The following is a 24,328-nucleotide window of genomic DNA, read 5'->3' as shown; positions in this document are numbered from 1 at the left end:
GGCGGCGCGCCCTCGGGCTCCGCCGCGCGCGACGTAGGCTCGGCTCATGCGTGCAGTCGTAGCCCGCGAGGCGGGCGGCCCCGAGGTCCTGTCGTACACCGAGCTCCCCGACCCGGAACCCGGACCGGGGCAGCTCCTGCTCCGCGTCGCCGCGGCCGGCGTCAACTTCATCGACACCTACCGCCGTGCGGGCGTGTACCCGATGGAGTACCCGCACGTGGTGGGCGCCGAGGGCGCGGGCACCGTGGAGGCGGTGGGCGAGGGCGTCACCGGCTTCGCCGTCGGCGACCGCGTGGCCTGGCACGACGGGCGCGGCTCGTACGCGGAGCTGGTCGCTGTCAACGCCGCCGGTGTGGTGCACGTGCCCGAGGGCCTCGACCTGACCACCGCCGCCGCGCTCCCCCTGCAGGGCATCACGGCGCACTACCTCGTGCGGTCCACGTTCGAGGTGCAGCCCGGGCACGACGTGCTGCTGCACGCGGGCGCGGGCGGCGTCGGGCTGCTGGCCACCCAGCTCGCCGTCGCGCGCGGCGGCCGGGTGGTGACCACGGTCTCGACGCCGGAGAAGGCGGCACTGTCCGCCGCGGCCGGCGCGTCCCACACCATCGACTACGCCGCGATGGACGACATCACCGCCGAACTGCCTGCGGTCGTGCGCGAGCTGACCGACGGCCAGGGCATGCACGTGGTGTACGACGGCGTCGGTCGGACCACCTTCGAGGCGTCGCTGGCCTCGCTGCGCCCGCGCGGGATGCTCGTGCTGTTCGGCGGGTCGTCGGGCCAGGTGCCGCCGTTCGACCCGCAGCGGCTGAACAGGGGCGGCTCGCTGTACCTCACCCGACCGACGATCGCGCACTACGCCCTCACCCGCGCGGAGCTGGAGTGGCGCACGTCGGAGGTGCTGTCGTCCGCGGCGTCGGGCGACCTGGACGTCCGCATCGGTGCCACCTACCCACTCGCCGACGCGGGCGAGGCGCACCAGGCCCTGGAGTCCCGGGCGACGACGGGCAAGGTGCTGCTGGTGCCATGAGGCCGCGCGGCCGTTGGGCCGTTTGCGCTGAGATCGGTCGGTTGCGTCGAGATCGGTCCGTCGATGGACCGGTCTCAAGGCACCCGACCGATCTCATGGGGCGGCCACGGCCGGCAGCACGGAGTGCGGCCGACTGTGCGGGGCGCGGTCGGCAGCGTAGGGCTGTCGGCAGCATGGGGCGGTCGGCAGCATGGGGCGGTCGGCACGTTGCTTCGAGGTCGGCACAGGGCTGTGCCGACCTCGAAGCAAAGTGCCGAGTCTGCGGTGCAAACTGCCGACAGCGCCGCAAACTGCCGACGGCGCGGCTACCCACAGCCCGCCGCCGGCAGCCGGCAGCCGGCAGCATCAGCACCCGACCTCCGCGCCCGCGCCCGCGCCTGCGCCCGCGCGGAATCGCCGCGGACGGTCGAGCCCGGCCTAGACCCGGCCGGCGTCGAACCGATCCAACGTTGGACCTGTTGAGCCCTCGCGCACCCCCAGGGCTTTACAGCGATCCGCACACTGGCGACAATTCACCCGTCCGGTTCGTTCCAGCTCGGAGGTTCAACGTGGTACTTCCCCGCTTCAGCCCGCTCAAGCTTGTCGCCGGTGCGGCGGCCGCCGCCCTCGCCACCGGCGTCCTCGCGGTCGCTCCCGCGGTCGCGGCACCGGCCGCCGACGTCGCCCCCGCCGTCGCCACCCCCGCGGAGTTCGCACCCGTCGCCGACGCACCCGTCGCCGCCTCCGCGACCGCCCCCGACGGCGACGCCTCCGTCCAGACGACCGTCCGCCCGAACCTCGTGCTCGACCGCGACTTCCCCGACCCCGACGTGTCGAAGTTCGGGAACACCTACTACGCGTACGCCACCAACCAGGGCAAGAACCTGCCCTGGGCCACCGCGCCCGACCCGGACGGTCCGTGGACGTTCCAGTCCACCGACGCCCTGCCGACCCTCGGCGCGTGGGCCAAGACCGGGCGCACCTGGGCGCCGGACGTCTCGCAGCGCGCCGACGGCAAGTACCTCCTCTACTACACGGCGTGGCACACCGCGTCGGGGCGGCAGTGCATCGGCGCGGCCCTGGCCGACTCCCCCGGCGGCCCCTTCGCCCCGGTCGGCAGCGAGCCGCTCATCTGCCCGCTCGCCGACGGCGGCGCCATCGACGCGTCCAGCTTCGTCGACACCGACGGCACCCGGTACATCCTGTGGAAGAACGACGGCAACGCCATCGGCGCCACCACCTGGATCCACGTGCAGCGCGTGGCCGCGGACGGCATCACCTTCCAGGGCGGCGCCACCCAGGTGCTGCGCAACGACCGGGCCGACGAGGCGGGCATCATCGAGGCGCCCGTCGTGACCAAGGTGGGCGGCAAGTACGTGCTCTTCTACTCGGCGGGCCCGTACAGCACCAACTCGTACGGCACGAACTACGCGGTGGCCAGCTCCCTCACCGGCCCGTACACCAAGGCGTTCCGGTTCCTCATGACCACGGACTCGCTCGACGGGGCGGTGTCCGGGCCGGGAGGCGCCGACGTGCTGCGGGACGCCGGGGGCGACAAGCTCGTCTTCCACGGGCACCGGGACGCGGGCGGGCGCGGCATGTACGTCGCCGACCTCGGCTGGGCGAACGGAAACCCCGTGGTGCGCGGCAGCCGGGTGCGCTACGAGGCCGAGCGCGGCACCCTGAACAACTGCACGGTCCGTGAGAACGCGGCCGGTGCGTCCGACGGCAAGGTCGCCGCGTACATCGACCACGCCGACAGCTGGGTCGACGTCGGCTCGATCTACGTGCCGACGTCCGGCAGCTACACGCTGCACGTGGGCTACGCCAACGGCTCGGCCGTGACTGCGTCGCACACGGTCACGGTCAACGGGGCGTCGGCCGGATCCATCAGCTACCCGATCACCGGCTGGGACAACTGGCAGCAGTCCAGCAAGGACATCACGCTGCAGGCCGGCTGGAACACCATCCGGCTGGGCAAGGGGACGGCGTTCACGGAGCTGGACTACATCGAGGTCGCCTAGCCGACGCCGGCCACCGCAGCCCGGCGATCGTGCCCGAAACCATCACCGTTCCGGGCGCAATCGCTGGGCTGCGGCGCACGCCGGCGTCCCGCCCGGCCCGCCGTGATGTATCTTGACGTCAAGATACTCGACGGCGAGGAGTTGTGATGGCCGACTGGAACCCCGGCGCCTACCTGCAGTACACGGACGAGCGGTCGCGGCCGTTCACGGAGCTGGTCGCCCGCGTGCCGGGCACGCCCGCCACGATCGTCGACCTCGGGTGCGGCCCGGGTCATCTCACCCCCGTGCTCCGCGCGCGCTGGCCCGAGGCCCGCGTCACCGGGGTGGACGCCTCCCCCGCCATGATCGCCGAGGCCCGCGCCGCCGACCCGGCCACCGAGTACGTGCTGGCCGACCTGAGCAGCGACGGGCACACGGCCGACCTCGTGATCAGCAACGCCGCGCTGCAGTGGGTCCCGGGGCACCGCGAGCTCCTCACGACGCTTGCCGACCGCGCCGCGCAGACCTTCGCGTTCCAGGTGCCGGGCAACCACGACGCGCCCAGCCACCGGCTCCTGCGGGAGGTCGCCGCCCGCGCGCCGTTCGCCGACGTCGTCGGGCCGGTCGAGCGGCGGGCCACCGCCGACCCGGGCGAGTACCTGGCGATCCTGGCCCGGCCGGGCTGGACCGTCGACGCATGGGAGACCACCTACACGCACGTGCTGCAAGGGCCGGACCCGGTGCTGCGCTGGATCTCGGCGACCGGTGCCCAGCCCACCCTCCAGGCGCTGGAGGCGAAGGACGCGGCCCTGCGCGCCCGGTTCGAGGCGGAGTTCGGCGCGGCGCTCCGGGAGGCGTACCCCGAGCACCCGCACGGCACGCCGCTGGCGTTCCGCCGGGTGTTCGCGGTGGCCACGCGGGTCTGAGGCGGCGCCCACCCAGCTGGCGGCTGACGGCGCGCGCCGTCAGCCCTGCTGGGTGACCCGGGCCTCGAGCCCGGCGAGCTCGGTGTTGACGTACCGCCGCGTGCGCCGCCGCACCAGGTTGCCGAGCAGCCAGGCCAGCGAGCCGGTTTGCGTGATCGCGAGCGTCACGCGGGAGCGGCCGTCGGGCAGGGGCTCGACCAGGTGCTCCGCCTGCGTGGTCAGGCCCGGCGCCTCGCTGATCCACGCGAAGTGGCGCGGCGGGTCCCACTCGTCCATCAGCCAGATCGCGAGCGGCAGCTTGGGCTGCTCGATCCGCACCTGCGAGCCGACGTCCGGCGGGTTGGGCCCGTCGATGATCTCGACCGACGTCATGGACGACGTCCAGTCGGGCATGTGCTCGACGTCGGACAAGACCGCCCAGACGGCCTCGGGCGAGGCGTCGATCACGGCGGTGGTGCTGTAGCTCGGCATCGGTGCTCCTGTCCTGAAGGGTGACGCCGGCGGCCGGCGTCACCCCCTAGTCTCGACCTCGGGGCGCGATCTCGCGCCCGGCCGACACGCTCGAGGCCGACGAGCCTCAGGCCCGGACGGGCGGCGTCGGCCAGGTGGGGGCGGACAGGCCCTGCTCGAAGAAGAGGTACTCGTGCACCGACGAGATCTCGAACGCCCGCAGCATGCGCGCGCGCTCGTCCGGGGAGACCCAGCGGGCCGCGTCGTCGGCCAGCCGGCGGGCCTGCCGGGTCGACTCCTGGAAGGCCTCGGCGCCGTAGGTGCCGATCCAGGTCGCGTACGGGTGGCCCGCCAGGCCGCCGGGGCGGCGTCCGGCCAGGTCCACGAGCACGCTCCCGACGTGCGCGTAGAGCCAGTAGCAGGGCAGGAGCGCGGCGACGGTCTCGGCGTAGCCGCCCGACGCCGCGGCGTGCAGGTGGCCCGTGTAGGCCGCGGTCACGGGCGACGGTTCGACCGCGGCGACGTCGCCCGCCGCCAGCCCGGCGTGCGCGCCCAGCCAGTCGCGGTGGAGCGCCGTCTCGACCTCCAGCGCCGTCACGGACGACCGCGCGAAGAAGCCCTGCGCGGCCGGGTCGGGCGCCACCTGCGCGGCGCGCGCCAGGACGCGCGAGTACTCGCGCAGGTAGGCGGCGTCCTGGGCGAGGTAGAACGCGAAGGACTCGGCGGGCAGCGAGCCGTCCGCGAGCGCCTTGACGAACGGCATGTGCTCGACGGCGTCGCGCCAGCCCGCGATGCGTTCCCACGCCTCCTCGGTGAACGGGCGGACGGCGGCGGGGCCGGACGGGGTCTGGGTGGAAACGGGGACAACAGAAGAAGTCACGGTGGACATCCCTTCGCCAGCATGATCTGGATCAGGTTCGACGGGTGTGGTCTCAGCCCTGGCAGGGCACCCCGTGTCACGTGCGGCAGACGCTACCGGATCGAGCGGGCCGCGGGCTGCCCGGCCTGGCGGGTCGTAGGCTGCCGCCATGACAGACCGCCCGATCCGCATCGGTGTCCAGCTCCAGCCGCAGCACGCCGACTACTCCGCCCTGCGTGACGCGGTGCTCCGCGCCGAGGACGCGGGTGTCGACATCATCTTCAACTGGGATCACTTCTTCCCGCTGCGGGGCAACCCCGACGGCAAGCACTTCGAGTGCTGGACCATGCTCGGCGCGTGGGCCGAGCAGACCGAGCGCGTGGAGATCGGCGCCCTCGTGAGCGGCATCGGCTACCGCAACCCCGACCTGCTGGCGGACATGGCCCGCACGGTCGACCACATCTCCGGCGGGCGGTTGATCCTGGGGCTGGGCGCGGGCTGGTTCGAGAAGGACTACGACCAGTTCGGCTACGAGTTCGGCACGGCCGGTTCGCGCATCGCGAGCCTGGCCGACGCGATGCCGCGTATCAAGGCCCGACTGGCGGCCGGCAACCCGGCGCCGTCGCGCGAGATCCCGGTCCTGATCGGCGGCGGCGGCGTGCGCAAGACGCTGCGGATCGTGGCCGAGCACGCCGACATCTGGCACTCGTTCGGCGACCTGCCGACCCTGACGAGCAAGTCGGCGATCCTCGACGAGCACGGAGCCGCCGTCGGGCGCGACACCGCTGCACTGGTCGAGCGCTCGGTGCAGGCGCAGGGCTCGCCCGCTCAGGAGGGTGCGGCCCTCGTGGCGGCCGGGGTCAGCCTGTTCACCGTCGGGGTGACCGGCCCGGACTACGACCTGTCGACCGTCACGGACTGGGTCGCCTGGCGCGACGCGCGGGGCTGACCCAGGCGCAGCGCGCTGTTGACCAGGCCCAGGTGGCTGAACGCCTGGGGTGTGTTGCCGAGGTGCCGGCCGGTGGCCGGGTCGTACTCCTCGCTGAGCAGGCCCAGGTCGTTGCGCACGGCGAGCAGTCGTTCGAACAGGGCGACGGACTCGTCGACCCGGCCGATGCCGTGCAGCGCGTCGACCAGCCAGAAGTTGCACACCAGGAACGTCGCCTCGGCGCCGGGCAGGCCGTCCACCCGGTCGTCGGCCTCGTTGTGGTACCGCCGCAGCAGCCCGTCCTGACCCAGCTCGCGCTGCACGGCGTCCACGGTGCCGACCACGCGGGGGTCGTCCCAGGGCAGGAAGCCGACCTGGCCGATCAGCAACAGCGCCGCGTCGAGCCCGTCCGAGCCGTAGAACTGCGTGAACGTGTTCCGCTCGGCGTCGAACCCGTGGGTGCAGACGTCGTCGTGGATCCGGTCGCGCACGGCGCGCCAGCGTTCGACGGGTTCGTCCGGCAGGCCGTACTTCTCGACGGCGCGGACGGCCCGGTCGAAGCCCGCCCAGGCCATGACGCGCGAGTGCACGAACGCGCGGCGCGGGCCCCGCACCTCCCAGAGCCCGTTGTCGAGGTCGTCCCAGTGCTCCTCGAGGTGCTCCAGCAGCGCCCGCTGCAGCCGCCACACGTCCTGGTCCTGCTCCAGCCCCGCCTCGCGCGCCTGGTGCAGGGCATCCAGCGTCTCGCCCCACACGTCGATCTGGAGCTGGCTCGCCGCGTCGTTGCCGATCCGCACCGGTGCGGAACCCTCGAAACCGGGCAGCCAGTCGAGCGTGTACTCCGGCAGCCGCCGCCGGCCGTCGAGCCCGTACATGATCTGCAGGTCCGCCGGGTCCCCCGCCACCGCGCGCAGCAGCCACGCCCGCCACTCGCGCGCCTCGTCGATGAAGCCCGTGCCGATCAGCGCCTGCAGGGTCAGCCCGGCGTCGCGCAGCCAGCAGTACCGGTAGTCCCAGTTCCGGGTGCCGCCGAGCTGTTCGGGCAGCGACGTCGTGGCCGCCGCCGCGATCGCCCCCGTCGGGGCGTAGGTGAGGGCCTTCAGCGTGATGAGCGAGCGGTGCACGGCGTCGGGCCACTGCCCGGTGTAGCTGCAGCCCTCGAGCCAGGACTGCCAGAAGTCCTCGGTGTCGCGCAACGCAGCGTACGGCTCCACCGGGTCCTGGGTCTCCAGGTGGGACGCGTGGTAGTTCAGGACGAACGGCACCCGGTCGCCGGGCCCCACGGTGAACTCGGCGCGCAGCACCGCCCCGTCGGTCGACCCCTCGTGCGCCATCGGGACCACCGAGTCGATGCGCACGGAGTCCGGGCCCGCGACGGCCCGCAGCGCGTCCCCGTCCTGGGTGATCCAGGGCACGATGTTCCCGTAGTCGAACCGGAGCCGCAGCTCGGTGGTCATGGGGACGTGGCCGCTGACGCCCTCGACGATCCGGACCAGATCGGCCTCGTCACCGCGCGGCGGCATCAGGTCGACCACCCGGACCCGGCCCTCGGGCAGGTCCCACTCCGTCTCCAGGATCAGCGTGCCGTCCCGGTAGCGCCGGCTCGTGCAGTCGCCGCCCGACGTCGGGCCCAGGCGCCACGACCCGTGCCGCTCGTCCCCGAGCAGCGCGGCGAAGCACGCCGGCGAGTCGAAACGCGGCAGGCACATCCAGTCGACCGATCCGTCCCGGCCGATCAGTGCGGCGGTCTGGAGGTCACCGACCATCCCGTAGTCCTCGATGCGACGCGTCACGGGACCACCCTAGGTTCGGCCCGACCCGCTGAACAGCACACGACACGCGCCCGCCCACCCTCACTCACGTGTCAGACGTACAGGTCACGCGGGTGACCTGTACGTCTGACACGTGCGCGGGTGGCGGCGTCGAGGCTCAGAACGACGAGGCGTCCGCTGCGTACACCCACCGGTAGCCCGGGTACTCACCGAGCGACCACAGATAGTCCCGCGTCGGGTCGTAGGACAGGTCCTCCGCCCCCACGGTCAGCGCGTTCCCGTGCCGCACGATCGAACCCGACGGCGCCACGAACGTGTGCAGGTCACCGTCCGAGTTCGGGTCCGAGTGGTCGGAGCCGTCGCTCTGCGAGAAGAAGAACTCACCGTTGATCGCCGTCGAACCCTGCACGCTCTCCAGGTCCGTCCGGTAGGCCTCGGTCGCCTTGATGATCCCGTCCGACGCCGGCTTCAGGAACCGGTTCGTGTAGTCGATCGGCACCCGGATCGTCCGGACCTGCGCGCCCGCGTCGACGTCGGCCGCACTGCGGTACTCGCTGACGACCACCGAGTCCGGCGTGCTCGTCCGGTCCAGCGAGACCGAGGAGTGCTGGAGCTGCGCGTACCCGCCCGCCGTCGAGTCAGTGAACTTCGCCGTCTGCGGCAGCACGTACTTGTAGTCGAAGGCCTGGTACGAGCCGTCCGACTGCCGCCCGATCGCCGACGAGTCGCCCGTCGAGACCTGCCACAGGTGGTCCAGGTCGAACACCCGGAAACCGCCGCTCGTGTCCGCCACGTACAGCAGGTTCCCGTACCACATGATGCCGCCCGCATGGACGTTCACAGCCTTGAACGACGGCGCGCTCGCCGTCCCGCTCGGCTCGACCAGCAGGATGTGCCGGTACGGCGGGGCGGAGGCGCTCGCCGACAGGTTCGACACGCTGACGCGGACGCCCTTGTCGATCCCGTCCTCGGCGTGGTCGTACCAGCTCACCAGGTTGATCCGCTTGCCGTCGTACGTGCCCTCGGCGTACGCGTCCGAGCTGGTGGTGATGCCCTGCGGGTACCAGGCGTCCGTGTCCTGGTCACCCGCGTTCCAGCAGTAGTAGGCGGTGCGGTTCGTGACCGACGGGGCGCTGCCGCAGCTCGGGGTGCGGTTCGCGTCGTCGGCCACCGCACCCATGGACACGTTCGGCAGCGCCGAGTCGAGCGCGCTGACCAGGGAGGACGACGTCTGCGACAGCGTGTAGCGGAAGTTGCTCGCGGTGAGCGGGGTCGCGGCGGCCGCGAGCGCGGCCTGCGACTGCCCGGCCTGGTCGGACTGCCCGGCCTGGTCGGACTGCCCGGCCTGCCCGGCCTGGGCGGACGGGGTCTGGTTCGCGATGGCCTGACTTGCCGTGGCCTGACCCGCGGTGGCGAGCAGGGCGGCCAGCCCGAGGCTCGCGACGGCGAGTGCGGAGCGGCGACGACGGCGCATGATGGTCTCCTTGCACGAGGGGACGGTTGCCTGCACACCGTAGGAGCGGGCACGCCCGCCCGCCAGCAAAAAGTCACCCGATCGGGCGATGACAGCGTTGACAGTCGGATGCCCGGGTCATACGTTCCGTCTGGCGGGCGTTCCGCCTGGCGGGGCGCACGGTGCGCCGCGCCACGTACTCGATCAGTGACGACTCGAGCAACGGAGCGGGTGGACCGATGGTGTTCCGAGACCTTGCACGTACCTTGATCACGCTCGTCACGGCGGCCGGGGTCGCCGTCGGCGGGAGTGTCACAGCCGGCGCGTCCGCGCCCGATGCCGACGAGTGGTCGACGTCGTGGACGCAGTCACAGCAGCGCAGCTCCGGGCTGAGCCCGGAGACGTTCCAGAACCGGTCGGTCCGGGTCGTGACCCGGCTGACGCAGGGCGGCTCCGCGCTGCGCGTGCGGCTGCAGAACCAGTTCGGCACGGCTCCCCTGGTGGTGAACGCGACCACCGCGGGGCTGAGCGCCGGGGGCGCGGCCGTGCGGCCGGAGACCCTGCGCACCGTCACCTTCGGCGGATCGCCCACGGTGTCGGTCCCGGCGGGCGGCGAGGTCTGGAGCGACCCGGTGAACCTGGCCACGTCCGCCCTGGACGACCTGGCCGTGAGCTTCTACCTCGCGAACCCGACCCGGATGATGCTCCACGACCTGGCCGGCCGCACCAACTACTTCTCGGCCGCGGGCGGCGGCAACACGACTGCCGACACCTCGGGCGCCGGCTTCCCCGACACGCACGGCTGGACCTACCTGGTCAGCGCCGTGGACGTGCTCGGCCCCGACGTCACTGGGACCGTGGTCGCCTACGGCAGCTCGGTGGTCGACGGCGTGGGCGCGGACAACTGCGGTACCGGCTGCCCGCCGCCGGCCGTGTTCCAGCGCTGGACCGACACGCTCGCGCAGCGGGTGGTGGACGAGCTGCCCGCCTCCCGTCAGGTCGCCGTCGTCAACGAGGGGATCGCCGGGACCACGGCGGCGCCAGCGTGCGGAGCCGGCGGCCTGGACGGCGTCTCGCGCCTGGACCGCGACGTGCTCGCGCTGCACCGCGTCCGGGCGGTGATCTACTACTACGGCACCAACGACCTCGCGAACAACTGCAGCGCCGAGACGATCCTCGCGGCCTACCGGGACACGTTCGCCCGCCTGCGGGCGGCCGGGATCAAGGTCTTCGTCACGCCGATCACGCCGCGTCCCGGCTACACGGCCGAGCAGAACGCGCGGCGCGCCGTCGTGAACGACTTCGTCCGGGCCGGCGGCAACTGCTCGGGAACCTGCGACGGGGTGTTCGACTTCGACGCCGTGCTGCGCGACCCGGTCAACCCGAACTCCATCTACCCGCCCTACGACAGCGGGGACGGGGTGCACGCGAACATCGCGGGCCAGACGGCGATCGCCCGGTCGGTGCCGCTGGAACGTCTCGCGCGCGCGGTGCGCTCGGCACACTGACGTCGCGGTCACCCTCATCACCTTTGAGGCCCGGGTTTCTTCGCTTTGAGTCGGCTCAAAGCGAAGAAACCCGGGCCTCGAAAGAGAGGGTGCGACCGGGTTGGCCGGGACGGGCCGGGTCAGTGAGGACGGGCCGGGTCAGCCGGGGTGTCAGGGCTCACGTCAGCGGGCCCTGAGGGCCCGCTTCAGCAAGTCATGAGGGCTGGTCAGCGGCCCGTGAGGGCGCGCTCCAGCGGGTCGCTGCTGCCGGCCGGGAGCACGCGCAGGCGGCGCGCGGTGCCCTCGGCGCCCTGCTCGGCGGCCTCGGCTGCCCGAGTCCGCAGGGACTCGGGCGTGTCGTCCGAGACCCGCAGGAACCAGCCCGAGCACATGTCGAGCTCGCCGGCCGCGATCGCGTTGACCACGTCGGTCACGCGCTCGACGGGGGTCCACTCGGTACGGCCCTCGTGGAGCGTCATGCCCGTGGACATGTCGGTCTTCACGACGCCGGGGGCCAGCTCGAAGACCCTGATCCCGTGGCGGAACCCGTCGTCGTGCAGGTTGGCGCCCATCCGCAGCAGCGCGGTCTTGCTCGCGTTGTACGCCGAGCTGCCGCCGCGCATCTCGTGCGAGCTGGCGCCCGAGGCCAGGTCGACGACCCGGCCCCCGCCGCGCGCGATCATGCCCGGCACCGTCCAGCGGCTGAACAGGAACGGCCCGCGCACATTGGTCTCGAAGACCGACCACCACTCGTCGGGGTCGGCCTCCCACAGCGGGTGCTCGGACTCGATGGCGCCCGCGTTGTTGACCAGCAGGTCGATCGAGCCGAACGCGTCCTGCGCCTGCTCGACGGCGGTACGTACCGCCGCCGGGTCGGACACGTCGGAGGTGAGCACCACGGCGTCGACCCCGGCGGCCCGGACCTCCGCGGCCACGGACTCGAGCCGCGCCGCGTCCCGCGCGAGCAGGGCGACGTGCACCCCTGCTCGCGCGAGACCCAGTGCGATCTCCCGGCCGATGCCGCGCGAGGCGCCCGTGACGAGCGCCGTCCGTGCGGGCGGGACGGCGGCGGACGCCCCCGCAGGGGTGCCCGCCGCCGGAGCGGCGCCCGCCACGGACCCGCCAACCACGGACCCGTCAGCCACGCAGCACCGCGCCGACCTCGGCCGACGCCGACTCCACGACGGCGTCGCGCACCGCGCGGACCTCCTTGGCGGACAGGGTGCGGTCCGCCGCGCGCAGGCGCAGCGAGTACGCGAGCGACTTCTTGCCCTCGCCCACCTGCTCCCCGGTGAAGACGTCGAACAGGGCGATCTCCTCCAGGAGGTCGCCGGCCCCGGCCACGATCGCCGACCGCACGGCCTCGGCGGGCACGTCGCCGTCGACCACGAAGGCGAAATCCTCCTTGGCCGCGGGGAACGCGGACACCGGCGTGGCGACGACGGGCTCGCCCGACGCCGCGCCGACCAGGACCGTCAGGTCCACCTCGAACGCAGCCGCCCGCGCGGGCAGCCCGAGCGCCTCGACGACCTTGGGGTGCAGCTCACCGGCGTGGCCGACGAGCGTCCCGTCCGCGAGCTCGAGACGCGCGCAGCGTCCCGGGTGCCACGGCATCCGGTCGGGATCGCCCGAGACGACGACGTCGACCCCCGCGCGCTCCGCCACGAGGCGCGCGGCCTCCAGGGCGTCCTCCCAGCCGGCGGCACGGCCAGGGCCCCACCAGCCGGCGAGCTCACGCTTGCCGGTCAGCACACCGGCGACCCGGCGCGGCTGGGCGGGCACCGCCGCCGCGAGGGCCGCGAGCTGCTCGTCGGTGGGCCGCACACCACCGGGCAGCGTCGGCGCCACGGGGGCACCCTCCGTCGGGGTGGTGACCAGCCCGATCTCGTAGACGGCGAGGTCGGTGAGCCCGCGCGACACGTTGCGCCGCACGGTCTCCAGCAGCGTGACCAGCAGGTTGGACCGCATGAGCGGCTTGTCGTCCGCCATCGGGTTGACGAGGCGGAGCGAGACACGGCGCTGGTCGTCGGCCGGCAGCCCGAGGGCGTCGTACTCGGGCGTGCCCACGAACGGGTAGCTGAGGGTCTCGACGAAACCGGCCTCGGCCAGGGCGCGCGCGACCGAGCGCCGCGTGCGCTGCTCGGCGGTGAGCCCGCGGCCGCCCGTGGCCGCCGGGAGCACCGACGGGATCTCGCCGTAGCCCTGGATGCGCACGACCTCCTCGACCAGGTCGGCGGGCTCGGTCAGGTCGGGCCGCCAGGACGGCGGCGTGACCGTGAGCACCCCCTCGCCTGCGGTCCCGACGACGGCGCCGATCTCCTCGAGCGTGCTGCGCACCTGCTCCGGGGTGTACTCGACACCCGACAGCCGGGTGGGCTCGGTGACCTTGAGCGCGATCGAGGCGGGCGTCCCGGTCTCGTCGAGGTCGCTCACCGCGGCGTCGGCCGTGCCGCCGCCGAGCTCGACCAGCAGATCGACCACGCGCTGCGCCGCGACGGCGGGCAGCAGCGGGTCGACACCACGCTCGAACCGCTTGGCGGCCTCGCTCGGGAGCTTGTGCCGGCGGGCGGTCCGAGCGACCGTGATCTGGTCGAAGTGCGCCGCCTCGACGAGCACGTCGGTGGTGGTCGCGCTGACCTCGGACGAGGCTCCGCCCATGACGCCGGCCAGGCCGAGCACGCGGCTGCCCGCGCCGTCGGGCGAGTCGGTGATCAGCAGGTCCTCGGTGTCCAGGGCCCGGTCGACGTCGTCCAGCGTGGTGAGGCGCTCGCCGGCAGTCGCCCGGCGGACCACGATCGGCGCCGAGACCTGCGCCAGGTCGTAGGCGTGCAGCGGCTGCCCGAGGTCGAGCATCACGTAGTTCGTGATGTCGACCGCCAGGGAGATGGACCGCATGCCGGAGCCTTCGAGCCGGTGCTTCATCCAGGCGGGCGAGGGCGCGGACGGGTCGATGCCCCGCACGACGCGCGTCACGAAGCGGTCGCAACCCACGACGCCGTTGATCGGCGCGTCGTCGTGCACCCGCACCTCGAACCCGTCGGGTGTGGCCGCAGGCTCGGCGCCGGTGGCCAGGCCGTGGTCGGTGAACTTGGCGCCCGTGGAGTGGGCGTACTCGCGCGCCACGCCGCGGTAGCTGAACGCGTAGCCGCGGTCCGGGGTCACGTTGATCTCGAGGACCTCCTCCCCGAGGCCCAGGAGCGCGATCGCGTCCTGGCCCGGGGTGAGGTCCTCCTCGGCGAACCCGTGCCGCGTCAGCACCAGGATGCCGTCGTGGTCCTCGCCGATCCCGAGCTCCCGGACCGAGCAGATCATGCCGTCGGACACGTGCCCGTAGGTCTTGCGGGCGGCGATCGGGAACGGGCCGGGCAGGACCGTGCCGGGCAGCGAGACCGCGACGTAGTCACCCACGCCGAAGTTGTGCGCGCCGCAGACGATGCCGCGCGCGCCCTCGTCGTCGTTGTGCTCGGGCCCGACGTCGACCCGGCACCAGTTGATGGTCTTGCCGTTCTTCTGCGGCTCGGGGGTCATCTCGAGGACGCGACCCACCACCAGGGGGCCGGTCACGGCCGCCCCGTGGATCGCCTCTTCCTCCAGGCCCACCTTCACCAGGTCGGCCGCGAGCTGCTCGGCGGTGAGGTCCGCGGGCAGCTCGACGTGGTCCGCGAGCCAGTCCTTCACGATGAGGGGCACTTCAGATCTCCGTCCCGAACTGGGTGGAGAAGCGCACGTCGCCCTCCACGATGTCGTGCATGTCCGCGATCGAGTGGCGCAGCATGAGCGTGCGCTCGATGCCCATGCCGAACGCGAAGCCCGTGTACTCGTCCGGGTCCACGCCCGCGGCGCGCAGCACGTTCGGGTTGACCATGCCGCAGCCGCCCCACTCGATCCAGCCGGCGCCACCCTTCTTCTGCGGGAACCACAGGTCCATCTCGGCGGACGGCTCGGTGAACGGGAAGAACGCCGGGCGCAGGCGCGTCCTGGCCTCCGGCCCGAACATCGCCCGGGCGAACGCGTCCAGGGTGCCCACGAGGTTGGCCATGGTGAGCCCCTTGTCGACGGCGAGGCCCTCGACCTGGTGGAACACCGGCGTGTGGGTCTGGTCGAGGGCATCGGTGCGGAACGTCTTGCCCGGGCACGCGATGTACAGGGGCACGCCACGCTCCAGCAGGGAGCGCGCCTGGACCGGCGAGGTGTGCGTGCGCAGCACGAGGTTCGAGTCGGCGCCGTCCTGCCCCGTCACGTAGAACGTGTCCTGCATCTGGCGGGCAGGGTGGTCCGGGCCGAAGTTCAGGGCGTCGAAGTTGAACCACTCGGCCTCGACCTCGGGGCCGTCGGCGATCTCCCAGCCGAGACCCACGAAGAAGTCGGCGATGCGCTCCTGGACCAGCTCGATCGGGTGCCGGGCGCCGGTCGTCGCACGCCGCACCGGGAGGGTGACGTCGACCGTCTCCTCCAGCAGCACGTGCGCGTCGCGCTCGGCTTCGAGCTCCGACTGGCGGGCGGCGATCGCCTGGTTGATCCGGCCGCGACGCGGGCCCACGAGCTTGCCGGCCTTCGCCTTGTCGGGTCCCGGTAGTGCGCCGATCCCCCGGTTGGCGAGGGCCAGGGCGCTGCGGTCCCCCGTGTGCTGCGTGCGGACGACCTTCAGCGCGTCGAGGTCACCGGCCTTCGCGATGTCGTCGAGAGCGGTCTTGACCGCGGCGTCGAGTGCCGCCTCGTCGAGCGGATCGATGGGTGCCTTCTCATCGGGCGTGGACATGCTTGCCTTCCTGGCGGATTCGGGAGCCGGTCCGGTCCCTGCATGGGGACCAGCACCGGCATCTGAAGTCTAGGTGCCCGCCAGGGCTCAGGACGCGTTGTCCACAGGGCAGCTCAGTGCCCGCGCGCAGCGCTCGCCGCACGGCCCGTGGCGGGCCGCATAAATCGGCGGGTCAGTGGCTGCATGGCGCCATCATTCCATGCCCCGTCGCGACCGGGCAACGCGATTCGTGGGGTCCACCCTCGGGCGCTTGGCACACTTTTTCTCCGTGTCGGTGAGCGGGCATAGCCTCAAACCACACGGCGAGCGATCCTGCCTTTTTAGGGTGTTTGCTCTCGAATCACCGGTCGCCGACGTTCTTGATCATGGTCGGTGGCGTATCGCGAACCGGTGCGTTAGTGTGGAACACACGTTCGAGTCCAGATGCAGGATGAGCGGGACGCGCGGGCCGTTGCCACGGCCTCTTCCCTGGCGCGTCCGGTTCACCGAGCGACGGCACCTCGAACAGCCATGTCTCCACGGCCGGGGCGGCCCTGGTCCCGGCCGTGGAGACGGCCACCGACCCACCCGGGACCGGTCAACCTTCGAGCGCCCAGGTCTCCACGATCTCGTACCGCGGGCCGCCCTGGGGCCCCTCCCCCGGATGGGACTCGACGAGCGCGAACGAGTCGGCCGTCCACGCCGGTCCGGCGTACACGGAGAGCGCCTGGGCGGCGGGCTCCAGCGCCGACCGTGGCTCGGCACCGGCCCGCTTGCCCCACCGGTCCCGGCCACGCGGCGGCTTCACCTGCCCGGCGCGGGCGCGCGCCACGGTGACGTGCGCCCGGTGCGGCTTCACGTCGTCGGGCACCTCGCGCGGGGATGCGGACAGGCAGTCGGTCGCCAGGTCCTTCAGGGCATCGGTGCCGCCGTCGACGCCGATCCACAGGACCCGCGCCCCGAACGACCCGGCACCGCGCAGCCGCAGATCGACAGGCCCGTGCTTGCGCGCGACGTCGGACAGGTCGTCGCGCAGCTCAGGGACCGTCCCCTCCGGGAGGTCCGCGTAGAACGCGAGCGTGATGTGGAGGCTCTCGCGGGGCACCCACCGCGGAGAGGCCGGTACGCCGTCGATCGCGAGCCCGAGGTGGTCAAGGACGCTCTGGGGCGGGATGACCGCCGTGAACAACCGCACCTGACGATCCTAGGGGCGGGCCCATCCTGCGGGGAGCCCTTTTCTCACCGACGACGACGGCGACGCGTCACGGCCCACGCGACCACGGCGGCCGCGAGCACGAACGCGATCTGGCCTCCGAGGACGATCCGGTTCACGTCGACGGCCGGGACCCAGCGCACGCCCTGGTCGTCCACGACGATGGCGCCCGCCGGCTCGGCCCGGCGGCCGAAGCCGAACCCGCCGCCGCCACCCTCCCCGAGGGTGCCCGCTTCGCCGTCCGACTCCGCGTCTGCGTCGTCGGGGGCCGGCCCGGGCTCGCCCTCGGCGTCGCCGCCCGTGGCGTGGTGGCCACCCGGCTCGGAGCCGCCTCCGCCACCGGAGCCCCCGCCGGTCGCCACACGGGCCGCCGGGATCACGAGGGTCCCGTCCCGCTCGATCGGCTCTCCGTACACCTGCCGGACGCCGAACGCTCCGGTCAGGGCCTCGCTGATGCGGTTCAGATCAGGCATGTACCTCATCTGCCCCACGGTAGGTGACCGCGTCGCGACGCGATACGCCAGAGCGCAAGAGTCACCCGCTCGGGCGTCCTCAGCGCGTGCCGAGCGGCGCACGGTCCGCCCACCACCGACGCGAGCACAGCGCCGCGACCAGGCCGCCCGCGACGTTCACCAGCACGTCGTCCACGGAGGTCACCCGGCCGAGCCGCAGCACGTACTGGAGCACCTCCACGGTCGCGGCGACCCCGATGAGGACGACCGCGACCCGGGTGAGCACCGCAGCGGTTCGCCGAGCAGGCCCAGGCACCGTTGCGGACCGCGCGCCCGGCGGAAGCCCGGCCCTGGCGCCAGCGCGAGCACCAGTCCCGGCCCCGGCCCCGGCCCCGGCAACCAGCTCGAACCGCACCGGCAGGAAGAAGCCGAGTGCGGCGAGGACCAGCAGGTTGCCGCCCACCTGCACCACTGCCGCGGGGACCGGACCCGAGAGCTGGTCCGCGAGGTCCTGCAGCGGGACGAGCGAGAGACCGCGCTCACCGGGCCGGGGCGTGAGGATCATCCATACCCACGGCGCCGTGCCCACGACCATGCCGACCTCGGCGACGGAGTGCCGCCAGGCGCGGGCGCGCGGGACGCCCCGCAGGCGCCGGACCCGGACGAGCAGGCGGATCGCCAGGACGGCGACGACCAGCGCCAGGGCGGCGGGCCGCAGCACATGGCCCCACGCGCCCCAGACGTCGGCGGCGGCGTCGGGCAGCCTCAGCGCTGCGCCCTGCCGCTCGCGTACAGGCAGACGGTCGCCGCGGTCGCCAGGTTGAGCGACTCCGCACGGCCGCGGATCGGCACGCGCACCACGGCGTCGGCCAGGGCCCGGTCGGCCTCCGGCAGGCCCCAGGCCTCGTTGCCGAAGACCCAGGCCGTGGGCCCGGCGAGGTCGGGTGCGGTGCCGCTGCCGGCGACGTCGAGCAGGTCGTCCAGGTCGAACGGGCCGGTGCCGTCCGCGGCGAGGACCTGGCACCCGGCGGCCCGCAGCTCCGCCAGCGCGCCGTCCAGCGGCAGGCCCGTCACGACGGGCAGGTGGAACAGCGACCCCGCGGTGGAGCGCACGACCTTGGGATTGTGCACGTCCACGCTCTCCCCCGCGAGCACCACCAGGTCCGCACCCGCGGCGTCCGCCGCACGGATCACGGTGCCGGCGTTGCCGGGGTCGCGAACGGTTGCCAGCACCGCGACCAGGAGCGGCCGGTCGGCGCGCTCCGGGTCCCGCGCGTCGAGCGCCTCACGCAGCGAGGGTGCGGTCGACCGGACGACGGCGAGCACGCCCTGGGCGTCCGCGCTCATCCCGTCGAGCACCTCCGGGGTACCGACGTGCAGGAACACCCCGGCCGCACGCGCGTCGTCGACGATCTCGGCGTAGCGCGACGCGGCCGACGGCGTCAGGTAGACGTCCCGGACCGACGACGCGGCGTGCCGGACGACCTCGCGGACCCCCTGGGGGCCCTCGACCAGGTACTGACCGTGCCGGGAGCGCGCCGAACGCCCGGCCAGTGACCGCACCTGCTTGACCCGGTCGGCCCGCGGATTCGCGAGCGTCACGTCAAGCGGCACGGATGCCTCCGCGGAGGACACTGTCCGGGCGTCCGGTGAGATGCTCAACCTCAGGCAGCGGCCGGGGCGTTGACGTCCGCCGGCAGCGCGTCCTTGGCGACCTGGACGAGGGCGTTGAACGCCGCCACGTCGTTGACCGCGAGCTCGGCGAGCATGCGGCGGTCGACCTCGACACCAGCGGCCTTGAGGCCCTGGATGAGGCGGTTGTAGGTCAGGCCCTCCGCGCGGGACGCAGCGTTGATGCGCTGGATCCACAGCTTGCGGAAGTCGCCCTTGCGCGCCTTCCGGTCACGGTAGGCGTAGACGAGCGAGTGGGTGACCTGCTCCTTCGCCTTCCGGTAGAGGCGCGAGCGCTGGCCGCGGTAACCGGCGGCGCGCTCGAGGGTCGTACGGCGCTTCTTCTGGGCATTGACTGCCCGCTTCACGCGTGCCACGTGAGACTCCTTGTTACTTCGGGGCTGGAAGGGTTCCGGGCGGCGCGCGTCAGGCGCGCGCCACGGGGGTCACTTACCGAGCAGCTTCTTGATCTTCTTGACGTCGGCAGGCGCGACGACCTGGTCCACGGCCAGACGACGCGTACGGCGGCTGGACTTGTGCTCGAGGTAGTGGCGGGCGTTGGTCTGCTCACGCATGACCTTGCCGCTACCCGTGACCCGGAACCGCTTCTTGGAGCCGGAGTGCGTCTTGTTCTTCGGCATGACTGCCGTCTCTCCTCATGTCGGTCGACCGTTGCTGGAACGGCGACGTGTACCTGGGCCGGTCAGCCGGCCCGGTGTCGTGGTGGTCTTGGGGACCTCGGACTCAGCCGGCCTTGCGCGGCGCACGCGGCTTGGGGGCCACGGGCTTCGGCACCGGCTTGGGGGCCGGGGTCGGCTTGGGAGCTGCCTTGGCGGCGGGCTTCGCTGCCGGCTTGGAGGCAGTCTTCGCCGCGGGCTTGACGGCCGGCTTCGGCGCTGCCGGGGCAGGCGCCTCAACGGCAGGCTCGGGCTCGACGGCCGGCTCGGCCTCCGCGACCGGCTCCGCCTCGACGACGGGCTCCGGCTCGACGACCGGCGCCTCGACGGGCTCCGGAGCAGCCGCGACCGCGGGCTCCTCGACCACGGTCTCGACCGTCTCGTCGACCTGGTCCTCGACGGGCTCCGCGGTGCCGGCCTCGTCGACCGCACGCGCCTGGGCCTTGGCCTCGGACTTGGTCATCCGGCCCGCGTTCACCTCGGCCGCACGCTTGCGCTGCTCGACCTTGGCGTCCGCCTTCTTCTTGACCGGCCCGAGGACCATGGTCATGTTGCGGCCGTCCTGCTTGGGCATGGACTCGACGAAACCGAGATCGGCGACATCCTCCGCCAGGCGCTCCAGCAGGCGACGACCCATCTCCGGGCGCGACTGCTCGCGGCCACGGAACATGATCATGACCTTGACCTTGTCGCCGGCCGAGAGGAACCGCTCGACGTGGCCCTTCTTGGTGCCGTAGTCGTGCGGGTCGATCTTGAGGCGGAAACGGATCTCCTTGAGGACCGTGTTCGCCTGGTTGCGCCGGGCCTCACGCGCCTTCATGTCGGACTCGTACTTGAACTTGCCGAAGTCCATGAGCTTGGCGACGGGCGGGCGGGCGTCCGGCGCGACCTCGACGAGGTCGAGGTCAGCGTCCTGGGCGAGCTTCAGGGCGACCGCCGTGGCAACCACGCCGACCTGCTCCCCGCCAGGACCGATGAGTCGGACCTCGGGGACACGGATCCGGTCGTTGATGCGAGGCTCGGTGATGGTGATGCTCCTAAGAAGTCGTTGATGGACCACCAGGAACGGGAAATGGCCCCCGCCCTGAACACAGGTGGAGGCCATCACGAGGAAAGGACACGCCGACCCGGCAACAGCACCGCCAGGCCTTCGTACCCGACCAAGGACCCGGCCTCTGTCGGCACCTTGCGGTGCACGGTCGTGACTCGGGTGGGATGGAATCCACTTTGCGCACCCGGCTCACACCGGGTCGGTCGTCCCTCAACGATACCAGGAGGAGGAGAGCACCCGCCACGCGGCCGGGTGTGAGGTCGGCCGCTCTCTGTCCGGCAGGCGAAACCCGTTGCCCGACTCAACTGGAATGATTCCAGTTTAGGGCCTAGGCTGCTGACCATGACGTCCACCGCCCCCGCCACGTCGCCCGAGGAGCTCCTCCGGGGCGCCGGCCTGCGCGTGACCGCCGCCCGCGTGGCGGCGTTGCGCGCGGTGGGCGAGAACCAGCACGCCACGGCCGACGCCGTCCTGGGCTCGGTCCGTGCCGAGCTCGGCACCGTCTCGGTGCAGGCGGTCTACGACCTCCTGCACGCGCTGACCGACGCCGGGCTCCTGCGGCGCATCGAGCCCGCCGGGCACCCCGCCCGCTACGAGCGCCGCACCGGCGACAACCACCACCACATCGTCTGCCGCTCCTGCGGCGCCATCGGCGACGTGGACTGCACGGTGGGCCACGCGCCCTGCCTCACCCCGAGCGACGACCACGGGTTCGTGGTCGAGACCGCCGAGGTGACGTACTGGGGCCTGTGTCCCGACTGCCACGACCAGGGCGCCTCCGCGGATCCCGTCACGCAGCCCTGACCGCACAGACCTTCCAGCCCCGCTGGAACCCCGCAAGAACCCCCGCAAGCAGCAGCAGAGGAAGGCACGTCTGAATGACTACTCCCTACACCACCACGCAGACCGGCACCCCGGTCGCCAGTGACGCACACTCGCTGACCGTCGGCGCCGACGGCGCCACGGTCCTCCACGACCGCTACCTGGTCGAGAAGCTCGCCCAGTTCAACCGCGAGCGCATCCCGGAGCGGATCGTGCACGCCAAGGGCGGTGGCGCCTTCGGCGAGTGGGAGATCACGGGTGACGTGTCGCAGTACACGCGTGCGGCGGCCTTCCAGCCGGGTGCGAAGGGCGAGGTGGCCCTGCGCTTCTCGTCCGTCGCCGGCGAGATGGGCTCCCCCGACACCTGGCGCGACGTGCGCGGCTTCGCGCTGCGCTTCTACACGACCGAGGGCAACCTCGACATCGTCGGCAACAACACGCCGGTGTTCTTCATCCGCGACGCGATCAAGTTCCCGGACTTCATCCACTCGCAGAAGCGCCTGCCGTGGTCGGGCCTGCGCGACGCCGACATGCAGTGGGACTTCTGGACCCTGTCGCCGGAGTCGGCCCACCAGGTCACCTACCTCATGGGCGACCGCGGCCTGCCGGCCTCGTGGCGCGAGCTGAACGGCTACGGCTCGCACACCTACCTCTGGACCAACGCCGCGGGCGAGAAGTTCTGGGTCAAGTACCACTTCATCTCCCGGCAGGGCGTGAAGTTCCTCAGCCCCGAGGAGGGCGAGAAGATCGCCGGTGCGGACGCCGACTACTACCGTCGCGACCTGTACGAGGCGATCGAGCGCGGCGACAACCCGGTCTGGGACATCAAGGTCCAGGTCATGCCGTACGAGGACGCGAAGACGTACCGGTTCAACCCGTTCGACCTGACCAAGGTCTGGCCGCACGCGGACTACCCGCTGATCCACTTCGGCCACTTCACGCTGAACCGCAACCCGAAGAACCACTTCGCGGAGATCGAGCAGATCGCGCTGTCCCCGGCCAACCAGGTCCCGGGCACCGACATCTCGCCCGACAAGATGCTGATGGCCCGCGTCTTCTCCTACCCGGACGCGCAGCGCTACCGCGTGGGCACCAACTACCAGTCGGTGCCGGTGAACCAGCCGCACGCCGCGCCGGTGCACAACTACTCGCAGGACGGCTCGCAGCGCCACCACTTCAACGAGGTGGGCACGCCCAACTACGCACCGAACTCGTTCGGTGGCCCCGTCGCCGACCCGGCCCGCGGGCACGACGGCGCCTGGGAGTCGGACGGCGAGCTGGTCCGCACGGCCGCGACGCTGCACAGCGAGGACGGCGACTTCGTCCAGCCGGGCACGCTCTACCGCGAGGTCTACGACGACGGCGCCAAGGCCCGTCTGCTGGAGACCCTGACCGGCCAGGGCCAGTCGATCACGATCGACGAGATCCGCGAGCGCTTCTTCCAGTACTGGACGAACGTGGACGAGGAGCTGGGCGCCAAGCTGCGCGCCGCCGTCGCCTCCTGACGCTCCCGTACGACGCCGAGGCCGGGCTCCCCACGAGGGCCCGGCCTCTGCCGTGTCCGGGGTCTCCGGCTGAGTCCGCGGCATGAGGGATTTCCACCGCTCTGGCGGCCGGTCCTTGTCCGGCGGCACGGGCGGCAGATAGCGTCCTGACGTGCTCCAAGGCGCCGTGGCGCCGCCCGAGATGCTCCGCACCGAGAACAAGGGAGTCACCGATGTCCCGATCGCTCGTCCGGCTCGGCGCCGCACTGACGGCCGGCCTGCTGGCACTGGCCGCCGCGGCGGGCCCCGCGGCCACCGCCCTGGAGCAGGAACCAGCGCGGGAGCCGGCGGCGTCGGCCGCCGCCGACCACCGGGTCATCGCCTTCTACCAGACGATCTACGAGACAGGCTCGGACGGCGTCCGCCGCTACGTGGACCCCAAGCCGCTGCTCGGCTCGGTCACGGACGTCAACGTGGGCGCGATCCACCTGAACGCCGACGCGTCCCTCACGGTGAACGACATCCCGGCCGACCACGCCGAGCTCGGCGTCATGTGGGACGACCTCGCGACCATGCAGGACCAGGGGGTCACGGTCAGCGCGTTCCTCGGCGGCGCGGCGCCCGGCACCTACCGCTACCTGCGGGAGGACTTCGACCGGTTCTACCCGGTGCTGCGCGACTTCCTGCGCGCCTACGACCTCGACGGCGTGGACCTCGACATCGAGGAGACGTTCTCCCTGGCCGACACGATCCACCTGGTCGACGCGCTGCGGGCCGACTTCGGCCCGGACTTCGTGGTCACCCTGACACCCGTCGCCACCGACATGGCGGGCCGCAGCAGCTTCTCCGGCGGCTTCTCCTACGCGGAGCTGGAGCGGCAGGCCGGCGACCGGATCGACTGGTACAACACCCAGTTCTACTGCGGCTGGGGCGACCTGCGCACCACGACGGTGTACGACCAGATCCTCGCCAACGGTTTCACGCCGGGCCGCGTCGTGGCGGGCACCGTGACCAACCCCGGCAACTGCAGCGGGTACGTGGACCCGGCCACGTTCGACGCCACGGTCGGCACCCTGGTGGGCCGGCACCCGGACTTCGGCGGCGTCTTCGGCTGGGAGTACTTCAACTCCGTGGGGCACGACGGCGGCGGGCGGGAGTCCTGGTTCTCGCACGTGGCGGACGTGGTGGGTGGTCGGTAGGACGTCAGACGGTCGGTAGTGCGTCAGGTGGTCGGCAGCTCGAGCTGCCGACCACCTGACTTTTTGCCGACCGCTCGGTCAGCCCCGCGGCGCGGGCAGCTCGGGAATCTGTGACCGGCAGGGCGGGTTCCATC

General features: G+C 72.4%; 22 protein-coding genes and 1 riboswitch. Of the genes, 8 read left to right on the top strand and 14 right to left on the bottom strand.

Annotated elements, in window-relative coordinates; all coding sequences use genetic code 11:
• The first annotated feature begins 46 nt into the window (after positions 1–46).
• The 3 genes from ACZ7LE_RS10620 (at position 47) to ACZ7LE_RS10610 (ending at position 3,938) form a co-directional block, all read left to right on the top strand.
• Positions 47–1,030 carry a quinone oxidoreductase family protein gene (locus ACZ7LE_RS10620; protein ID WP_470403223.1) on the top strand — a complete coding sequence of 328 codons (984 nt, stop codon included), beginning with the start codon at positions 47–49 and terminating at the stop codon, positions 1,028–1,030.
• Between the two features lie 548 nt (positions 1,031–1,578).
• Positions 1,579–3,033 (top strand): family 43 glycosylhydrolase, encoded by a 1,455-nt coding sequence (locus tag ACZ7LE_RS10615; protein WP_470403222.1) that lies wholly within the window; start codon positions 1,579–1,581, stop codon positions 3,031–3,033.
• A gap of 146 nt (positions 3,034–3,179) precedes the next feature.
• Positions 3,180–3,938, top strand: coding sequence for a methyltransferase domain-containing protein (locus ACZ7LE_RS10610; RefSeq protein ID WP_470403221.1), 759 nt, complete (start codon positions 3,180–3,182; stop codon positions 3,936–3,938).
• Between the two features lie 39 nt (positions 3,939–3,977).
• On the opposite strand, the gene ACZ7LE_RS10605 is transcribed toward ACZ7LE_RS10610, so the two are convergent.
• Both ACZ7LE_RS10605 and ACZ7LE_RS10600 read right to left on the bottom strand, forming a co-directional pair.
• On the bottom strand, positions 3,978–4,409 hold the full coding sequence (locus tag ACZ7LE_RS10605) for an SRPBCC family protein (RefSeq protein WP_470403220.1): 432 nt from the start codon (positions 4,407–4,409) through the stop codon (positions 3,978–3,980).
• A gap of 106 nt (positions 4,410–4,515) precedes the next feature.
• Positions 4,516–5,268 carry a TenA family protein gene (locus tag ACZ7LE_RS10600; RefSeq protein ID WP_470403219.1) on the bottom strand — a complete coding sequence of 251 codons (753 nt, stop codon included), beginning with the start codon at positions 5,266–5,268 and terminating at the stop codon, positions 4,516–4,518.
• Positions 5,260–5,352: riboswitch (TPP riboswitch) on the bottom strand. (Overlaps the previous gene by 9 nt.)
• A 64-nt stretch (positions 5,353–5,416) precedes the next feature.
• On the opposite strand from ACZ7LE_RS10600, the gene ACZ7LE_RS10595 reads away from it, so the two are divergent.
• The gene (locus tag ACZ7LE_RS10595; protein WP_470403218.1) at positions 5,417–6,196 is read left to right on the top strand and encodes an LLM class F420-dependent oxidoreductase; all 780 of its coding nucleotides are present in this window, start codon (positions 5,417–5,419) and stop codon (positions 6,194–6,196) included.
• On the opposite strand, the gene ACZ7LE_RS10590 is transcribed toward ACZ7LE_RS10595, so the two are convergent.
• Both ACZ7LE_RS10590 and ACZ7LE_RS10585 read right to left on the bottom strand, forming a co-directional pair.
• Positions 6,142–7,968 (bottom strand): glycoside hydrolase family 15 protein, encoded by a 1,827-nt coding sequence (locus tag ACZ7LE_RS10590; protein ID WP_470403217.1) that lies wholly within the window; start codon positions 7,966–7,968, stop codon positions 6,142–6,144. The two genes, ACZ7LE_RS10595 and ACZ7LE_RS10590, sit on opposite strands and share 55 nt — an antisense overlap.
• A 136-nt stretch (positions 7,969–8,104) precedes the next feature.
• A complete protein-coding gene (locus ACZ7LE_RS10585) occupies positions 8,105–9,421 on the bottom strand; it encodes a hypothetical protein (protein WP_470403216.1) in 1,317 nt (438 codons plus the stop codon).
• Positions 9,422–9,666: 245 nt separating this feature from the next.
• Between ACZ7LE_RS10585 and ACZ7LE_RS10580 the strand changes: the two genes are divergently transcribed.
• Complete coding sequence (locus ACZ7LE_RS10580) at positions 9,667–10,908, top strand: GDSL-type esterase/lipase family protein (RefSeq protein WP_470403215.1); 1,242 nt, start codon at positions 9,667–9,669, stop codon at positions 10,906–10,908.
• A gap of 206 nt (positions 10,909–11,114) precedes the next feature.
• On the opposite strand, the gene ACZ7LE_RS10575 is transcribed toward ACZ7LE_RS10580, so the two are convergent.
• The 10 genes from ACZ7LE_RS10575 to infC all read right to left on the bottom strand — a co-directional run bounded on the left by ACZ7LE_RS10575 (position 11,115) and on the right by infC (position 20,743).
• Positions 11,115–12,032 carry an SDR family NAD(P)-dependent oxidoreductase gene (locus ACZ7LE_RS10575; RefSeq protein WP_470403214.1) on the bottom strand — a complete coding sequence of 306 codons (918 nt, stop codon included), beginning with the start codon at positions 12,030–12,032 and terminating at the stop codon, positions 11,115–11,117.
• On the bottom strand, positions 12,025–14,577 hold the full coding sequence (gene pheT, locus ACZ7LE_RS10570) for a phenylalanine--tRNA ligase subunit beta (RefSeq protein ID WP_470403213.1): 2,553 nt from the start codon (positions 14,575–14,577) through the stop codon (positions 12,025–12,027). Before pheT ends, ACZ7LE_RS10575 begins: the two co-directional genes overlap by 8 nt.
• Before the next feature lies 1 nt (position 14,578).
• The gene (gene pheS / locus ACZ7LE_RS10565; RefSeq protein ID WP_470403212.1) at positions 14,579–15,646 is read right to left on the bottom strand and encodes a phenylalanine--tRNA ligase subunit alpha; all 1,068 of its coding nucleotides are present in this window, start codon (positions 15,644–15,646) and stop codon (positions 14,579–14,581) included.
• Between the two features lie 577 nt (positions 15,647–16,223).
• Complete coding sequence (thpR, locus tag ACZ7LE_RS10560) at positions 16,224–16,820, bottom strand: RNA 2',3'-cyclic phosphodiesterase (protein ID WP_470403211.1); 597 nt, start codon at positions 16,818–16,820, stop codon at positions 16,224–16,226.
• Between the two features lie 44 nt (positions 16,821–16,864).
• A complete protein-coding gene (locus ACZ7LE_RS10555; RefSeq protein ID WP_470403210.1) occupies positions 16,865–17,311 on the bottom strand; it encodes a hypothetical protein in 447 nt (148 codons plus the stop codon).
• 79 nt (positions 17,312–17,390) lie between these two features.
• The gene (locus ACZ7LE_RS10550; RefSeq protein WP_470403209.1) at positions 17,391–18,011 is read right to left on the bottom strand and encodes a VanZ family protein; all 621 of its coding nucleotides are present in this window, start codon (positions 18,009–18,011) and stop codon (positions 17,391–17,393) included.
• Between the two features lie 44 nt (positions 18,012–18,055).
• Positions 18,056–18,904 (bottom strand): TrmH family RNA methyltransferase, encoded by an 849-nt coding sequence (locus ACZ7LE_RS10545; RefSeq protein WP_470403208.1) that lies wholly within the window; start codon positions 18,902–18,904, stop codon positions 18,056–18,058.
• 50 nt (positions 18,905–18,954) lie between these two features.
• Positions 18,955–19,338, bottom strand: coding sequence for a 50S ribosomal protein L20 (rplT, locus tag ACZ7LE_RS10540; RefSeq protein WP_285101606.1), 384 nt, complete (start codon positions 19,336–19,338; stop codon positions 18,955–18,957).
• A gap of 69 nt (positions 19,339–19,407) precedes the next feature.
• Complete coding sequence (gene rpmI / locus ACZ7LE_RS10535; RefSeq protein ID WP_020016628.1) at positions 19,408–19,602, bottom strand: 50S ribosomal protein L35; 195 nt, start codon at positions 19,600–19,602, stop codon at positions 19,408–19,410.
• Between the two features lie 103 nt (positions 19,603–19,705).
• Positions 19,706–20,743, bottom strand: a complete 1,038-nt coding sequence (infC, locus tag ACZ7LE_RS10530; protein WP_470403301.1) for a translation initiation factor IF-3 — start codon at positions 20,741–20,743, stop codon at positions 19,706–19,708.
• Positions 20,744–21,031: 288 nt separating this feature from the next.
• On the opposite strand from infC, the gene ACZ7LE_RS10525 reads away from it, so the two are divergent.
• The 3 genes from ACZ7LE_RS10525 to ACZ7LE_RS10515 all read left to right on the top strand — a co-directional run bounded on the left by ACZ7LE_RS10525 (position 21,032) and on the right by ACZ7LE_RS10515 (position 24,194).
• Entirely contained in the window at positions 21,032–21,493 is a 462-nt protein-coding gene (locus ACZ7LE_RS10525; RefSeq protein ID WP_470403207.1) for a Fur family transcriptional regulator, read from the top strand.
• A gap of 74 nt (positions 21,494–21,567) precedes the next feature.
• Complete coding sequence (locus ACZ7LE_RS10520) at positions 21,568–23,016, top strand: catalase (protein WP_470403206.1); 1,449 nt, start codon at positions 21,568–21,570, stop codon at positions 23,014–23,016.
• Between the two features lie 212 nt (positions 23,017–23,228).
• Complete coding sequence (locus ACZ7LE_RS10515) at positions 23,229–24,194, top strand: glycosyl hydrolase family 18 protein (RefSeq protein WP_470403205.1); 966 nt, start codon at positions 23,229–23,231, stop codon at positions 24,192–24,194.
• Positions 24,195–24,328 lie beyond the last annotated feature (134 nt).

Source organism: Promicromonospora sp. NPDC110617 (assembly GCF_055598465.1).
The sequence above is the reverse complement of the archived record's forward strand: the minus strand, read 5'-3'. Positions and strand labels throughout refer to the sequence as shown.

Coding starts and splice junctions, on each gene's coding strand:
- ACZ7LE_RS10620 (WP_470403223.1), top strand. CDS start 47: ATGCGTGCAGTCGTAGCCCGCGAGGCGGGCGGCCCCGAGGTCCTGTCG.
- ACZ7LE_RS10610 (WP_470403221.1), top strand. CDS start 3,180: ATGGCCGACTGGAACCCCGGCGCCTACCTGCAGTACACGGACGAGCGG.
- ACZ7LE_RS10605 (WP_470403220.1), bottom strand. CDS start 4,409: ATGCCGAGCTACAGCACCACCGCCGTGATCGACGCCTCGCCCGAGGCC.
- ACZ7LE_RS10595 (WP_470403218.1), top strand. CDS start 5,417: ATGACAGACCGCCCGATCCGCATCGGTGTCCAGCTCCAGCCGCAGCAC.
- ACZ7LE_RS10585 (WP_470403216.1), bottom strand. CDS start 9,421: ATGCGCCGTCGTCGCCGCTCCGCACTCGCCGTCGCGAGCCTCGGGCTG.
- pheS (WP_470403212.1), bottom strand. CDS start 15,646: ATGTCCACGCCCGATGAGAAGGCACCCATCGATCCGCTCGACGAGGCG.
- ACZ7LE_RS10555 (WP_470403210.1), bottom strand. CDS start 17,311: ATGCCTGATCTGAACCGCATCAGCGAGGCCCTGACCGGAGCGTTCGGC.
- rpmI (WP_020016628.1), bottom strand. CDS start 19,602: ATGCCGAAGAACAAGACGCACTCCGGCTCCAAGAAGCGGTTCCGGGTC.
- infC (WP_470403301.1), bottom strand. CDS start 20,743: ATGGCCTCCACCTGTGTTCAGGGCGGGGGCCATTTCCCGTTCCTGGTG.
- ACZ7LE_RS10525 (WP_470403207.1), top strand. CDS start 21,032: ATGACGTCCACCGCCCCCGCCACGTCGCCCGAGGAGCTCCTCCGGGGC.
- ACZ7LE_RS10520 (WP_470403206.1), top strand. CDS start 21,568: ATGACTACTCCCTACACCACCACGCAGACCGGCACCCCGGTCGCCAGT.
- ACZ7LE_RS10515 (WP_470403205.1), top strand. CDS start 23,229: ATGTCCCGATCGCTCGTCCGGCTCGGCGCCGCACTGACGGCCGGCCTG.